At 66.8% G+C, this 13846-nt stretch carries 15 protein-coding genes; all 15 read left to right on the top strand.

What is annotated here, in order from left to right:
- The 15 genes from A5760_RS21320 to nuoI all read left to right on the top strand — a co-directional run bounded on the left by A5760_RS21320 (window position 1) and on the right by nuoI (window position 13842).
- Window positions 1–1239 carry an acyl-CoA dehydrogenase family protein gene (locus A5760_RS21320; protein ID WP_064884448.1) on the top strand — a complete coding sequence of 413 codons (1239 nt, stop codon included), beginning with the start codon at window positions 1–3 and terminating at the stop codon, window positions 1237–1239.
- Window positions 1239–2243 carry a phosphotransferase family protein gene (locus A5760_RS21315; RefSeq protein WP_064884446.1) on the top strand — a complete coding sequence of 335 codons (1005 nt, stop codon included), beginning with the start codon at window positions 1239–1241 and terminating at the stop codon, window positions 2241–2243. The genes A5760_RS21320 and A5760_RS21315 overlap by 1 nt, the downstream gene beginning before the upstream one ends.
- Window positions 2240–2578: a DUF6285 domain-containing protein gene (locus tag A5760_RS26765; protein WP_064884444.1), complete on the top strand. Its 339-nt coding sequence runs from the start codon at window positions 2240–2242 to the stop codon at window positions 2576–2578. Before A5760_RS21315 ends, A5760_RS26765 begins: the two co-directional genes overlap by 4 nt.
- Window positions 2579–2603: 25 nt before the next feature.
- On the top strand, window positions 2604–3005 hold the full coding sequence (locus A5760_RS21305) for a nuclear transport factor 2 family protein (protein WP_064884442.1): 402 nt from the start codon (window positions 2604–2606) through the stop codon (window positions 3003–3005).
- A 33-nt stretch (window positions 3006–3038) separates the two neighbouring features.
- Window positions 3039–3575 carry a YceI family protein gene (locus A5760_RS21300; RefSeq protein WP_064884440.1) on the top strand — a complete coding sequence of 179 codons (537 nt, stop codon included), beginning with the start codon at window positions 3039–3041 and terminating at the stop codon, window positions 3573–3575.
- A gap of 54 nt (window positions 3576–3629) precedes the next feature.
- Window positions 3630–4043 (top strand): hypothetical protein, encoded by a 414-nt coding sequence (locus A5760_RS21295; RefSeq protein ID WP_064884439.1) that lies wholly within the window; start codon window positions 3630–3632, stop codon window positions 4041–4043.
- Window positions 4044–4484: 441 nt separating this feature from the next.
- Window positions 4485–4862, top strand: coding sequence for an NADH-quinone oxidoreductase subunit A (locus A5760_RS21290; protein ID WP_064884437.1), 378 nt, complete (start codon window positions 4485–4487; stop codon window positions 4860–4862).
- 8 nt (window positions 4863–4870) lie between these two features.
- A complete protein-coding gene (locus A5760_RS21285; protein ID WP_064884435.1) occupies window positions 4871–5425 on the top strand; it encodes a NuoB/complex I 20 kDa subunit family protein in 555 nt (184 codons plus the stop codon).
- Window positions 5422–6132 carry an NADH-quinone oxidoreductase subunit C gene (locus A5760_RS21280; protein WP_064884433.1) on the top strand — a complete coding sequence of 237 codons (711 nt, stop codon included), beginning with the start codon at window positions 5422–5424 and terminating at the stop codon, window positions 6130–6132. The genes A5760_RS21285 and A5760_RS21280 overlap by 4 nt, the downstream gene beginning before the upstream one ends.
- Window positions 6132–7457, top strand: a complete 1326-nt coding sequence (nuoD, locus tag A5760_RS21275; protein WP_064884431.1) for an NADH dehydrogenase (quinone) subunit D — start codon at window positions 6132–6134, stop codon at window positions 7455–7457. Before A5760_RS21280 ends, nuoD begins: the two co-directional genes overlap by 1 nt.
- Window positions 7454–8209, top strand: a complete 756-nt coding sequence (gene nuoE / locus A5760_RS21270) for an NADH-quinone oxidoreductase subunit NuoE (protein WP_064884429.1) — start codon at window positions 7454–7456, stop codon at window positions 8207–8209. Before nuoD ends, nuoE begins: the two co-directional genes overlap by 4 nt.
- The gene (nuoF, locus tag A5760_RS21265) at window positions 8209–9549 is read left to right on the top strand and encodes an NADH-quinone oxidoreductase subunit NuoF (protein WP_064884427.1); all 1341 of its coding nucleotides are present in this window, start codon (window positions 8209–8211) and stop codon (window positions 9547–9549) included. The genes nuoE and nuoF overlap by 1 nt, the downstream gene beginning before the upstream one ends.
- Window positions 9550–9609: 60 nt before the next feature.
- Window positions 9610–12027, top strand: coding sequence for an NADH-quinone oxidoreductase subunit G (locus A5760_RS21260; protein ID WP_064884425.1), 2418 nt, complete (start codon window positions 9610–9612; stop codon window positions 12025–12027).
- A gap of 5 nt (window positions 12028–12032) precedes the next feature.
- Window positions 12033–13304, top strand: coding sequence for an NADH-quinone oxidoreductase subunit NuoH (gene nuoH, locus A5760_RS21255; protein ID WP_064884666.1), 1272 nt, complete (start codon window positions 12033–12035; stop codon window positions 13302–13304).
- Entirely contained in the window at window positions 13297–13842 is a 546-nt protein-coding gene (nuoI, locus tag A5760_RS21250) for an NADH-quinone oxidoreductase subunit NuoI (RefSeq protein ID WP_064884423.1), read from the top strand. The genes nuoH and nuoI overlap by 8 nt, the downstream gene beginning before the upstream one ends.
- Window positions 13843–13846 lie beyond the last annotated feature (4 nt).

Below are 13846 nucleotides of genomic sequence, written 5' to 3'. Positions count from 1 at the left end.
GTGGATTTCACTCTGCCAGAGCACCTTCCGGGCCTGCTCGCCGAGATGGACGAGTTCATCGAGGCCGAGATCAAGCCGCTGGAACGCGAGAACATGCAGTACTTCGACCAGCGTCGCGAGCACGCGCGCACCGATTGGGACAACGACGGGATCCCGACGCGCGAGTGGGAGGATCTGCTCTCCGAGATGCGCCGGCGAGCCGACAAGGCCGGCTGGCTGCGTTACGGACTGCCGGCCGCACTGGGCGGTCGGGACGGCAGCAACGTCGACATGGCGGTCATCCGGGAACACTTGGCGCACAAAGGTCTTGGCTTACACAACGACCTGCAGAACGAATCGTCGATCGTCGGGAACTTCCCGCAGGTGATCATGATGGAGCGGTTCGGCACCGACGAGCAACGCAAGGAGTGGTCGGAGGCGCTGATCACCGGCGAGCGGTCCATGGCGTTCGGCCTCACCGAGCCGCAACACGGATCGGATGCCACCTGGCTCGAGACGCACGCCGAACGCGATGGCGACAGCTGGGTGATCAACGGCTCCAAGCGGTTCAACACCGGCGTGCACCGCGCCACCCACGACCTGGTCTTCGCCCGCACCTCCGGCGAACCGGGAGCTGCCCGGGGCATCACCGCGTTCCTGGTGCCCACCGATTCGCCCGGCTTCAACGTCCCCTACTACTGGTGGACCTTCAACATGCCCACCGACCACGGCGAAGTCGAGTTGACCGATGTTCGAATTCCCGCCGACGCGGTGCTCGGCGAGGTGGACCGCGGCCTCGAAGTCGCCCAAACCTTCCTGCACGAGAACCGGATTCGCCAAGCCGCGAGCAGCCTGGGCGCGGCCCAATACTGCATCGACCGCGCCGCCGAATACGCGACCGGCCGAAAGGTCTTCGGCAGGCCGCTGTCGGTGAACCAGGCCGTGCAATGGCCGCTGGCCGAGTTGGCGACCGAAGCGCAGATGGTGCGACTGCTCGTGCAGTACGCCGCCTGGCATCTGGACCGCGACCACCACATGGAGGTCTCCGACAAGGTCTCGATGGCGAACTACCGCGCCAACCGGCTGGTCTGTGACGCCGCCGACCGCGCCATGCAGGTTTACGGCGGCCTCGGCTACAGCCGGCACGAGCAGTTCGAACACATCTACCGCCATCACCGTCGCTACCGGATCACCGAGGGCGCCGAGGAAATCCAGATTCGCCGGGTGGCGCAGCGGCTGTTCAAATTCGGCAGCAAGTGATGGACAGCGACGAGTCGGCGGAACTGGGCACCAAACTGGCCTCCAAACTGGCCAGGGTGCTCACGGCGGCCATCGGCGCCGACACCGCGGTCGACAACCTGCGCGCGCTGACCGGTGGCGCCAGCAGAACCACCTGGGCGTTCGAGACCGTCATCAACGCGCAGCCTCGTGCGCTGATCTTGCGCACCGGCCCACCCGACGATGTGCATGCCGGTATGGAGCTGGAAGCCAGGACGCAGGCCGCCGCGGCGGCCGCCGGCGCGCCGGTCCCCCACGTGCTGATCGCCGACAATTCCCCTGTCGCACTGGGTAATCCGTATTTGATCTGTGACGAGATCAAGGGCGAGACCATCGTGCGGCGCATCCAGCGTCAGCTCGACGCCGTCGACGGGCACGCGGCCCGCACCCGATTGCTGCAGCAATGCGCGCAGGCGGTGGCCGCCATTCACCGCGCCGACACGAACATTCCGGACCTGACCCACGAGGACCAGCTCGCCGAATGGCGCCAGCGCCTCGACGACATGGGCGACACCACCGCGACATTCGAATGGGGGTTCCGCTGGCTGGCCGCCCACCGTCCCCCGCCGTCGCCGCCGGTGTTGGTGCACGGGGACTTTCGGATGGGCAACCTCATCGTCGACGGATCCAACCTCGCCGCGGTGCTGGACTGGGAGCTGGTGCACGTCGGGCAGGCCTACGAAGACCTGGCGTGGTTCTGCATCCGGGCCTGGCGATTCGGCGCCTCGGCCAGCCTGGGCGCGGGCGGCCTGGGCAGCATCGAAAGCTTTTTGCGCGCCTACGAGCAGGCCAGCGGGACTACCGTCGACCGGGTGGCGTTTCACTGGTGGCTGGTGCTGGCCACCCTGCGCTGGGGTGTCATCTGCCGCTTCCAGGCCGAACGGCACCTGAGCGGGCAACACCGCTCGGTCGAGTTGGCCACCATCGGGCGTCGCGTCTGCGAGACCGAGTGGGACCTGCTCAACCTGCTCGAGGCGCGGCCATGATCGGCGCATACGGCCGCCCGCTGGCCGGCGAACTCGTGGCCGCGGTTGCCGAATTCCTGGAAACCGACGTGCGCGGTGCGACCGAAGGACAGGTCAACTTCCACGCCCGGGTCGCCGCCAACGCGCTGCGCATCGTCGAGCGCGAACTGCTCGACGAGAGCGAGGCGGAATCCCGCACCACGCTGGCCGGCCTGGGCTTCGCCGACGAGGAGGAGCTGGCCGCGGCGATACGGGCCGGCGAGCTGGACGGGCAAGCCGATCAGGTCACCGCCTGCCTGCGCGCCCTGGTACGGCGCCGATTGGCCGTCGCCCACCCCGGATACGACAGCGAATAGCCCCGCGATCAGTGAGGAGCCAGACATGCCCGCTTCCAGCACCGAGACGGTCCTCGATGCGGCCAACCGCCTGTTCACGGCGATCGAGCGAAGCGACATCGCCGCCGTTGACGCGATGTGGAGCAACGACATCGCGGTGTGGCGTGTCGGCTCGCGGCGCGACGACGACAAGGCCCGCGCAATGCGGGTCATCGATTGGTTCATCGGCGCGACCACGCGGCGTCGCTACGAAATCCTGGACCGGCAGCTCTTCGATGACGGATCCGCGCGGGGCTTCGTTCAGCAGCACATCTTGCACGCCACGGGACATGCCGGGCAGTCGATCTCGCTGCGGGTCTGCATCGTGATCCGGGTGGGCACCGACGGACTGATCGAGCGGATCGATGAATATTTCGACCCCGCCGGGATCGCGCCGCTGATGAACTAGCGCTAGATTCGCCACGACACATTGGGGGTGACGATGACGACCTTGGAGACACTGCTTCACGATCCCGACATGGCCGGCGTGTGGACCCTGGCCCGGGATCGCTCGGCCATCACTTTCAAGATCAGGAACATGTGGGGCCTGCTGATCGTCAAGGGCCGCTTCACCGACTTCACCGGCGACGGCCAACTGACCGGCAAGGGAGCGGTTTTCGGCCGCGTGGACATCCGGGCCGCCTCGGTGGACACCGGCATCGGCCGCCGCGACAAACACCTGCGCTCGGCCGACTTCTTCGACGTCGACCGCTTCGCGGAGATCAGCGTCGTCGTCACGGGGGTGCAGCCGACCAAAGGCAAGGACGCCGACCTGCGGACCACATTCACCATCAAGGGCGTCACCGCGGAGGTGCAGCTGCCCGTCACGATCTCCGAGCTCGACGACGGCTCGATCCGAATCACCGGCGAAACCAAGCTCGATCGGGACCGGTTCGACCTGGGTTGGAACCGGCTCGGCATGGTGGGCTCGACGGCAACCGTCGCGGCCGACGCCATCTTCGTGCGGGTATCGCAATAAGGATTTCTGCGGGCACCCCGCTGAACCCGGTGCGACACCAGTAGCATCTGCACCGTGCCCGACTCCACCCCGCAATCCACCGTCGCCCTGCGGATCCTCGTCTACAGCAACAATGTCCAAACCCGCGAACGGGTGATGCGGGCGCTGGGCAAGCAGCTGCATCCCGATCTGCCCGAACTGAGCTACGTCGAGGTGGCGACCGGGCCCATGGTGGTGGCGACGATGGACAAGGGCGGCATCGACTTGGCCATCCTGGACGGCGAGGCCACTCCGACCGGCGGCATGGGAATCGCAAAGCAGCTCAAAGACGAACTCGAGACCTGCCCGCCTCTGGTCGTGCTGACCGGGCGGCCCGACGATGCGTGGTTGGCCTCCTGGTCGCGCGCCGAGGGCGCGGTGCCGCATCCCATCGACCCCATCCTGCTGGGCCGCACGGTGCTCAGCCTGCTGCGAGCCCCGGTTCGCTGATTCATTCCACGACGCGATCTTTGCCGCGGCTGTTGACTCCCGCCCGCCGAACGCGGCAGTCCTGACCACTTCGGCCACCGACGGCACGGCGACAGTCGCTAGTCACGACGTTGCTGACGACGGGCCATCCGTGCTGGCGACGCCCCTGATCTTTGGTGCCGCAGCGATCGGCGCGGCCGCACCTTTGCTGGTGCTCATCTAGCGGTTGGTGCGGCGGATCCCGTCCGGCGGTGAGCCTTGGTTGCACCGGCTATGGAGTTTGCGCAGCACAGCGCGACATGGCACCGCCAATACTGCAAAACGCCCACCCCGGGCAAGCGCGCCGCACGCCGCGACGCTATGTTGTAAATCACTGTGACGGGCTTCAGATCCAGTCCGTCACAGCAGCCCGGTTACCGCCTGGCCGCTGCAGGCGGCTCGTACGACGGATCATGGAGCGAGTTGAACGTCTACATACCCATCCTGGTGCTAGGCGCCATCGCCGCAGCCTTTGCCGTGGGCTCGGTGGCGATCGCGAGCCTGGCCGGCCCATCACGTTTCAACAAGTCGAAGATGGCGGCCTACGAGTGCGGAATCGAACCCACCGAGACATCGGTGAGCGGCCCGCATGCGACGGCCGGGCAGCGCTTTCCGGTGAAGTACTACCTCACCGCGATGCTGTTCATCGTCTTCGACATCGAAATCGTGTTCCTGTATCCCTGGGCGGTCAGCTATGACGCGCTGGGCACGTTCGCTCTGGTCGAAATGGTGATTTTCATGCTGACGGTTTTCGTGGCCTACGCCTATGTGTGGCGCCGCGGCGGCCTGACGTGGGATTGAGGTAAGACGTGGGTCTTGAGGAACAGCTGCCCGGCGGGATCCTGCTGTCAACAGTCGAGAAGGTCGCGGGCTACGTCCGCAAGAACTCACTGTGGCCGGCGACGTTCGGGTTGGCCTGCTGCGCCATCGAGATGATGGCAACGGCCGGGCCAAGATTCGACATCGCGCGCTTCGGCATGGAGCGATTCTCGGCCACCCCGCGGCAGGCCGATCTGATGATCGTCGCCGGGCGGGTCAGCCAGAAGATGGCTCCGGTGCTGCGACAGATCTACGACCAGATGGCCGAGCCGAAATGGGTGCTGGCCATGGGCGTGTGCGCGTCATCTGGCGGGATGTTCAACAACTACGCGGTCGTGCAGGGCGTCGATCACGTGGTTCCGGTGGACATCTACCTGCCCGGCTGCCCACCGCGGCCCGAGATGCTGTTGTACGCAATCCTGAAGCTGCACGAGAAGATTCAGGAGATGCCGCTGGGCGTCAACCGGGAAACCGCCAGGGCCGAAGCCGAGCAGGCGGCGCTGTCGGTCCGGCCCACGATCGAGATGCGCGGACTGCTGCGATGAGCTCACCGGATCAAGATCCCAAAGAAGCAATCAGCAGCGCCGACGAGGAAGTCATCGACGTGCGCCGCGGCATGTTCGGCGCCAAGGGCTCGGGTGACACGTCCGGTTACGGACGGCTGGTGCGCGAGGTCCTGCTGCCGGGCAGCAGCCCGCGGCCCTACGGCGGCTACTTCGACGAGGTGGTCGACGGACTGGCCGCGGCGTTGAAGGACAAGGACAACGTCGAATTCACCGACGCCATCGAAAAAGTCGTGGTGTATCGCGACGAGCTGACCTTGCACGTCCGTCGCGACGCGCTGGAGCGGGTCGCTCAGCTGCTGCGTGACGACCCGCAGCTGCGCTTCGAAATGTGCCTGGGCGTCAGCGGGGTGCACTACCCGCACGAGACGGGACGCGAACTGCACGCGGTGTATCCGCTGCAGTCGATCACGCACAATCGCCGCGTCCGCCTGGAAGTGGCTGCGCCCGACGGTGATCCGCACATCCCCTCGCTGTTCGGGATCTATCCGACCACCGACTGGCACGAGCGCGAGACCTACGACTTCTTCGGGATCATCTTCGACGGGCACCCGTCGCTGACCCGCATCGAGATGCCCGACGACTGGCACGGGCATCCCCAGCGCAAGGACTACCCCCTCGGCGGGATTCCGGTCGAATACAAAGGCGCACAGATACCCCCGCCCGACGAGCGGAGAGCGTACAACTGATGAGCACCACCACTGAATCGACGCACGACGGCGCCGGCGAAACCTTCGTGGTCGCCGGCGGCCAGGACTGGGACAAGGTCGTCGAGGCCGCCCGCGGGGTCGACCCCGGCGAACGCATCATCGTCAACATGGGGCCGCAGCATCCGTCCACGCACGGGGTGTTGCGGCTGATCCTGGAGATCGAGGGCGAGACGGTCACCGACGCCCGTTGCGGCATCGGGTATTTGCACACCGGCATCGAGAAGAACCTCGAATATCGCTACTGGACCCAGGGTGTCACGTTCGTGACCCGGATGGATTACCTCGCACCGTTTTTCAACGAGACGGCCTACTGCCTGGGTGTGGAGAAGCTGCTCGGCATCACCGATCAGATTCCGGAGCGGGTCAACGTCATCCGGGTAATGATGATGGAGCTCAACCGGATCTCGTCGCATCTGGTGGCGCTGGCGACCGGCGGCATGGAACTGGGCGCCATGACTCCGATGTTCGTCGGATTCCGGGGACGCGAGATCGTGCTGACCCTGTTCGAATCGATCACCGGCCTGCGAATGAACAGCGCCTACGTCCGACCCGGCGGTGTGGCGCAGGACCTGCCGCCCAACGCCGAGGCCGAGATCGTGGAGGGCCTCAAGGGACTCAGGCAGGTGCTGCGCGAAATGGGCGGCCTGCTCAACGAAAACGCCATCTGGAAGGCCCGCACCCAGGACGTCGGATACCTGGACCTGACCGGATGCATGGCGCTGGGCATCACCGGCCCCATCCTGCGCGCCACCGGGTTGCCCCACGATCTGCGCAAGAGCGAACCGTACTGCGGATACGAAAACTACGAATTCGACGTAATCACCGAAGACACGTGTGATGCTTACGGGCGCTACATGATTCGTGTCAACGAGATGTGGGAGTCGATCAAGATCGTCGAGCAGTGTCTGGACAAGCTGAAGCCGGGCCCGACCATGGTCGAGGACCGCAAGATCGCCTGGCCGGCCGACCTGAAGGTGGGTCCCGACGGCTTGGGCAACTCACAGGAACACATCGCCAAGATCATGGGCGGCTCGATGGAGGCATTGATTCACCACTTCAAACTGGTCACCGAGGGCATCAGGGTTCCCGCCGGCCAGGTCTACACGGCGGTCGAATCACCGCGCGGCGAGCTGGGCGTGCACATGGTCAGCGACGGCGGCACCCGGCCCTACCGGGTGCACTATCGAGACCCCTCGTTCACGAATCTGCAGGCGGTGGCGGCGATGTGCGAAGGCGGGATGGTCGCCGACCTGATCACCGCGGTCGCCAGTATCGATCCGGTCATGGGCGGGGTGGACCGGTGACCGGGCCGCAGGGACAGCCGGTCTTCATCCGGCTCGGCCCACCGCCCGACGAGCCCAACGCGTTCGTCGTCGAGGGCGCGCCCGAGACGTATCCACCCGAGGTGCGGGCTCGGCTGGAGGTCGACGCCAAGGAGATCATCGGCCGCTACCCCAGCAAGCGTTCGGCGCTGTTGCCGTTGCTGCACCTGGTGCAATCGCAGGATTCCTACCTGACACCGGCGGGCCTGGAGTTCTGCGGCGAGCTGCTGGGGCTCACCGGGGCCGAGGTGTCCGCGGTGGCGAGCTTCTACACCATGTATCGCCGCGGCCCCACCGGCGATTATCTGGTGGGTGTCTGCACAAACACGTTGTGCGCCATCATGGGTGGCGACGCCATCTTCGACGCCCTGAAAGAGCACCTGGACGTCGGCAACGACGAGACCACCGCCGACGGCTCGGTCACGTTGCAACACATCGAATGTAACGCCGCCTGCGATTACGCACCGGTGGTGATGGTGAACTGGGAGTTCTACGACAACCAGACGCCGGAGTCGGCGCGCGAACTCGTCGACTCGCTGCGTTCCGGCGAGCCCCAGCCGCCCACTCGCGGCGCCCCGCTGTGCGTCTTCCGCGAGACGTCGCGCATCCTGGCCGGCCTGCCCGACGAGCGTCCCGACCAGGGGCAGGGCGGCGCCGGAGCGGCCACCCTGGCCGGCCTGAAGGTAGCCAAGGAACACGGCATGCAGGCACCGGATGCGCCGGAAGGCCAGTAATGACAACAACTTCTGACACTTCACAGTTGACGCCGCTGACTCCGGTCATCAGCCGCTTCTGGGACGATCCCGAGTCCTGGACCCTCGAGACTTACCACCGCCACGGCGGCTACGAGGCGATGAAGAAGGCGCTGGCGATGGAGCCCGACGCAGTGATCGGGGTGGTGAAGGACTCCGGACTGCGCGGGCGCGGCGGCGCGGGATTCTCGACCGGCACCAAGTGGTCCTTCATCCCGCAGGGCGACACCGGCGCGGCCGCCAAACCGCACTACCTGGTGGTCAACGCCGACGAGTCGGAACCCGGTACGTGCAAAGACATTCCGCTGATGCTGGCGACACCGCACGTCCTGGTCGAGGGCGTGATCATCGCCGCGTACGCGATCCGCGCCAGCCATGCGTTCATCTATGTGCGCGGGGAGGTGCTGCCGGTCCTGCGCCGCCTGCAGAACGCGGTGGCCGAGGCCTACGCCGCCGGCTACCTGGGCCGCGACATCAACGGCTCGGGCTTCGACCTCGAGCTGGTGGTGCACGCCGGTGCCGGTGCCTACATCTGCGGTGAGGAAACCGCGCTGCTGGATTCGCTGGAAGGCCGGCGCGGCCAGCCGCGGCTGCGCCCGCCCTTCCCCGCGGTGGCCGGGCTGTACGGCTGCCCCACGGTGATCAACAACGTCGAGACCATCGCGAGCGTGCCGTCGATCATCGGCAACGGCGTCGACTGGTTCCGCTCGATGGGCAGCGAGAAATCCCCTGGCTTCACGCTCTATTCGCTGTCCGGCCACGTAGCCCGGCCCGGCCAGTACGAGGCTCCGCTGGGAATCACGTTGCGGGAATTGCTCGCCTACGCCGGCGGTGTGCGGGCCGGGCATCGGCTCAAGTTCTGGACGCCGGGCGGCTCGTCGACCCCGCTGCTGACCGACGAGCACCTCGACGTGCCGCTGGACTACGAGGGCGTCGGCGGCGTCGGCTCCATGCTGGGCACCAAGGCGCTGGAGATCTTCGACGAGACCACCTGCGTGGTGCGTGCCGTCCGGCGCTGGACCTACTTTTACAAGCACGAGTCGTGCGGAAAATGCACGCCGTGCCGCGAGGGTACCTTCTGGCTCGACCAGATCTACGAGCGGCTGGAAACCGGCAAGGGCACCAGCGAGGACATCCAGAAGCTGCTGGACATCTCCGACACCATTCTCGGAAAGTCGTTCTGCGCGTTGGGCGATGGTGCGGCCAGCCCGGTGATGTCGTCGATCAAGTTCTTCCGCGACGAATACGTCGCGCACGTCGAGGGCGGCGGATGCCCCTTCGATCCACGAGACGCGATGCTGACGGCGAACGGAAAGGCTTGACGCCCCGATGACGCGCGCCGGTGACGATGCAGAGCGAAGCGATGAGGAGGAGCGGCGCTCATGACTAGTGCGGCCAAGACCCAGACGGGTGACGAGGTAACCCCGCCGGACATGGTGGCGCTGACCATCGACGGCAACGAAATCAGCGTTCCCAAGGGAACTCTGGTGATCCGGGCCGCCGAATTGATGGGCATCCAGATCCCCCGGTTCTGCGATCACCCGCTGCTGGAGCCGGTCGGTGCGTGCCGGCAGTGCCTGGTCGAGGTCGAAGGCCAGCGCAAGCCGATGGCCTCGTGCACCACGGTCGCCACCGACGACATGGTGGTGCGCACCCAGCTCACGTCGGAGGCCGCCGACAAGGCCCAGCACGGCGTGATGGAGCTGCTGCTCATCAACCACCCGCTGGACTGCCCGATGTGCGACAAGGGCGGCGAATGCCCGCTGCAGAACCAGGCAATGTCCAACGGCCGCAGCGATTCTCGCTTTACCGACGTCAAGCGCACCTTCGCCAAGCCGATCAACATCTCCTCGCAGGTGCTGCTGGACCGGGAGCGCTGCATTCTGTGTGCGCGCTGCACCCGGTTCTCCGAGCAGATCGCCGGGGACCCCTTCATCGACATGCAGGAACGGGGTGCCCTGCAGCAGGTCGGCATCTACGCCAACGAACCGTTCGACTCCTACTTTTCGGGCAACTCGGTGCAAATCTGCCCGGTCGGCGCATTGACCGGGTCCTCGTACCGGTTCCGGGCCCGCCCGTTCGACTTGGTCTCCAGCCCCAGCGTCTGCGAGCACTGCGCTTCCGGGTGCGCGCAGCGCACCGACCACCGTCGCGGCAAGGTGCTGCGCCGGCTGGCCGGCGACGATCCCGAGGTCAACGAGGAGTGGAACTGCGACAAGGGCCGGTGGGCGTTCACCTACGCAACCCAGGCCGATGTGCTCACCACTCCCCTGATCCGCGATGCGGACGGCTCGCTGCAGCCGGCCTCGTGGTCGCACGCGATCGCGGTCGCGACCAAGGGCCTCGAGGCGGCGCGCGGCCGCACGGGGGTGCTGGTCGGCGGCCGGGCGACCCTCGAGGACGCCTACGCCTATTCGAAATTCGCGCGAATCGTGCTGGACAGCAACGACATCGACTTCCGCGCCCGGCCGAGTTCCGCCGAGGAGGCCGACTTCCTGGCCGCACGCATCGCGGGCAAGCCGATCACCGTCAGCTACGCTGATCTGGAATCGGCCCCGGTTGTCGTGCTGGTCGGATTCGAGCCCGAGGACGAGTCGCCCATCGTCTTCCTGCGGTTGCGCAAGGCGGCCCGCAAGCACGGGTTGCCGGTCTACGCCATCGCGCCTTTCGCCAACCGCGCGCTGACCAAGATGTCCGGGCGGCTGATCAAAACCATTCCCGGCGCCGAGGCTTCGGCGCTCGACGGGTTGGCCACCGGCGAGGTTGGTGACCTGCTCTCTACCGCGGGTGCGGTCATCATGGTCGGCGAACGACTGGCCACGGTGCCCGGCGGGTTGTCCGCCGCGGCCCGGCTCGCCGACACCACCGGCGCCCGCCTGGCCTGGGTGCCGCGGCGCGCCGGTGAGCGGGGCGCGCTCGAAGCCGGCGCGCTGCCGGGGCTGCTGCCCGGCGGCCGTCCGGTCGGCGACGAGACCGCCCGCGCGCAGGTCGCCCAGGCGTGGAACGTGTCCGAATTGCCTTCCGGCCGTGGACGTGACACCGACGCGATCCTGGCCGCCGCCACCGACGGCACGCTGGGCGCGCTGCTGGTGGGCGGTGTCGAGCCCGATGACTTCACCGACCCGCAAGCGGTGCTGGCGGCACTGGAGGGCGTCGGCTTCGTGGTCAGCCTGGAGTTGCGGCAGAGCGCCGTGACCGAACGCGCCGACGTCGTTTTCCCGGTCGCGTCGACGACACAGAAGGCCGGTGCATTCGTCAACTGGGAGGGCCGCTTCCGGCCGTTCGAAGCCGCACTGCGCGGCACCGCCCAGCAGGCCAGCCAATCCGACCACCAGGTGCTCGACACGCTGGCCGACGAGATGGGCGTCTACTTGGGCATGTCCACCGTCGGCGCGGCCCGCGAGGAACTGGCCGCGCTGCGGCACTGGGACGGCAAGCGTGCCGCGAACCCGGACGTCGCGGCCCCGGAGCCGGCCCAGCCCGCGTCGGGTGAGGCGGTATTGGCCGGCTGGCGGATGATGCTGGACAACGGCCGGATGCAAGACGGCGAGCCACATCTGGCGGGCACGGCCCGCAAACCCGTCGCTCGGCTGTCCGCCGAAACGGCCGCCGAGATCGGCGCCGCTGACGGCGACGCGGTCACGGTCAGCACGTCACACGGATCCATCAGCCTGCCGCTGGCGATCACCGACATGCCCGACCGGGTGGTGTGGCTTCCGGTGAACTCGCCCGGCTCTTCGGTGCATCGCCAACTCGGCGTATCGGCCGGGAGCACAGTCAAGATCGGAGTTGGCGAATGACCGGCTTGACCGCGTTCGGGCACGACACCTGGTGGCTGGTGCTCGGCAAAGCGCTGGCGATCTTTGTGTTCCTCATGCTGAACGTGCTGGTGGCGATTCTGCTCGAACGCAAGATCCTCGGCTGGATGCAGCTGCGGCCCGGGCCCAACCGGGCGGGGCCGTGGGGTGTCCTGCAGAGCCTGGCCGACGGAATCAAGTTGGCGCTCAAGGAAACCATCACCCCGGGTGGGGTCGACAAGTTCGTCTATTTCGCGGCGCCGGTCATCTCCACGATTCCGGCGTTCACCGCCTTCGCGTTCATCCCGTTCGGTCCGGTGGTTTCGGTGTTCGGCCACCGCACACCGCTGCAGCTGACCGACCTGCCGGTCGCGGTGCTGTTCATCCTCGGACTGTCGGCGATCGGGGTGTACGGAATCGTGCTCGGCGGTTGGGCTTCCGGGTCCACCTACCCGCTGCTGGGCGGGGTGCGTTCCACCGCCCAGGTCATTTCCTACGAGGTGGCGATGGGGCTGTCGTTCGCCGCGGTCTTCCTCTACGCCGGCACCATGTCGACGTCGCAGATCGTCGCTGCGCAGGACCGGGTCTGGTACGTTTTTCTGCTGCTGCCGTCGTTCGTCATCTACCTCATCTCGATGGTCGGTGAAACCAACCGGGCGCCTTTCGATTTGCCCGAGGCCGAGGGTGAGCTGGTCGCCGGGTTCCACACCGAGTACTCGTCGTTGAAGTTCGCGATGTTCATGCTGGCCGAGTACGTCAACATGATGACGGTCTCCTCGCTGGCCACCGTCCTGTTCTTCGGCGGGTGGCACGCGCCGTGGCCGCTGAACATGTGGGCCGGCGCCAACACCGGCTGGTGGCCGGTGCTCTGGTTCACCGCGAAGATGTGGACCTTCCTGTTCGTCTACTTCTGGCTGCGAGCCTCGCTGCCCCGGCTGCGCTACGACCAGTTCATGGGGCTGGGCTGGAAGCTGCTGATCCCGGCCTCGCTGGTCTGGGTGCTGATCGCCGCCGTCATTCGCACGCTGCAGAACCAGGGCTATCAGCACTGGACCCCGATCCTGGTGGTCAGCAGCGTCGTGTTCGCCACCGCGCTCGTGCTGTTGCTGCGAAAGCCGTTCAGCGCGCCCGGCATTCGCGCGCTCGAGAAACAGCTGCGCCGCGACGCGAAGAAGCTGCCGGCCGCACTCGACACCACACCCGTATTCCCGACACCGCCGCTGCCATCGACGGCCCAGAAATCGCTGGCGGCGGCGAGCAAGGAGAAAGCACGTGGCTAAATTCTTGGACGCCGTAGCCGGATTCGGCGTGACCTTCGGATCGATGTTCAAAAAGAACGTCACCGAGGAGTATCCGGAGAAGCCGGGCCCCGTCATGCCGCGCTACCACGGCCGTCACCAGCTGAACCGTTACCCGGATGGTCTGGAGAAGTGCATCGGCTGCGAATTGTGCGCCTGGGCATGCCCGGCCGACGCGATCTACGTCGAGGGCGCGGACAACACCGAGGAACTCAGGTATTCGCCCGGGGAACGCTACGGCCGCGTCTACCAGATCAACTATCTGCGCTGCATCGGTTGCGGGCTGTGCGTCGAGGCGTGCCCCACCCGGGCGCTCACGATGACCAATGACTACGAGATGGCCGACGACAACCGCGCGGACCTGATCTACGAGAAGGACCGGTTGCTGGCGCCGCTGCTGCAGGACATGCTCGCGCCGCCGCACCCCAGGACCGAAGGCGCCACCGACAAGGACTACTACCAAGGCAATGTGACCGCACACGGGTTGCGGGATACCCCGCAGGCCGGAGACTCCCGGTGACCGG

Origin of the sequence: Mycobacterium colombiense, from assembly GCF_001665835.1 — a bacterium.
Lineage (GTDB): Bacteria > Actinomycetota > Actinomycetes > Mycobacteriales > Mycobacteriaceae > Mycobacterium > Mycobacterium colombiense_A.
Note: the sequence above shows the minus strand (reverse complement) of the source record. Positions and strands in the feature narration are given on the sequence as shown.

Coding starts and splice junctions, on each gene's coding strand:
- A5760_RS21315 (WP_064884446.1), top strand. CDS start 1,239: ATGGACAGCGACGAGTCGGCGGAACTGGGCACCAAACTGGCCTCCAAA.
- A5760_RS26765 (WP_064884444.1), top strand. CDS start 2,240: ATGATCGGCGCATACGGCCGCCCGCTGGCCGGCGAACTCGTGGCCGCG.
- A5760_RS21305 (WP_064884442.1), top strand. CDS start 2,604: ATGCCCGCTTCCAGCACCGAGACGGTCCTCGATGCGGCCAACCGCCTG.
- A5760_RS21300 (WP_064884440.1), top strand. CDS start 3,039: ATGACGACCTTGGAGACACTGCTTCACGATCCCGACATGGCCGGCGTG.
- A5760_RS21280 (WP_064884433.1), top strand. CDS start 5,422: ATGAGCTCACCGGATCAAGATCCCAAAGAAGCAATCAGCAGCGCCGAC.
- nuoD (WP_064884431.1), top strand. CDS start 6,132: ATGAGCACCACCACTGAATCGACGCACGACGGCGCCGGCGAAACCTTC.
- nuoF (WP_064884427.1), top strand. CDS start 8,209: ATGACAACAACTTCTGACACTTCACAGTTGACGCCGCTGACTCCGGTC.
- A5760_RS21260 (WP_064884425.1), top strand. CDS start 9,610: ATGACTAGTGCGGCCAAGACCCAGACGGGTGACGAGGTAACCCCGCCG.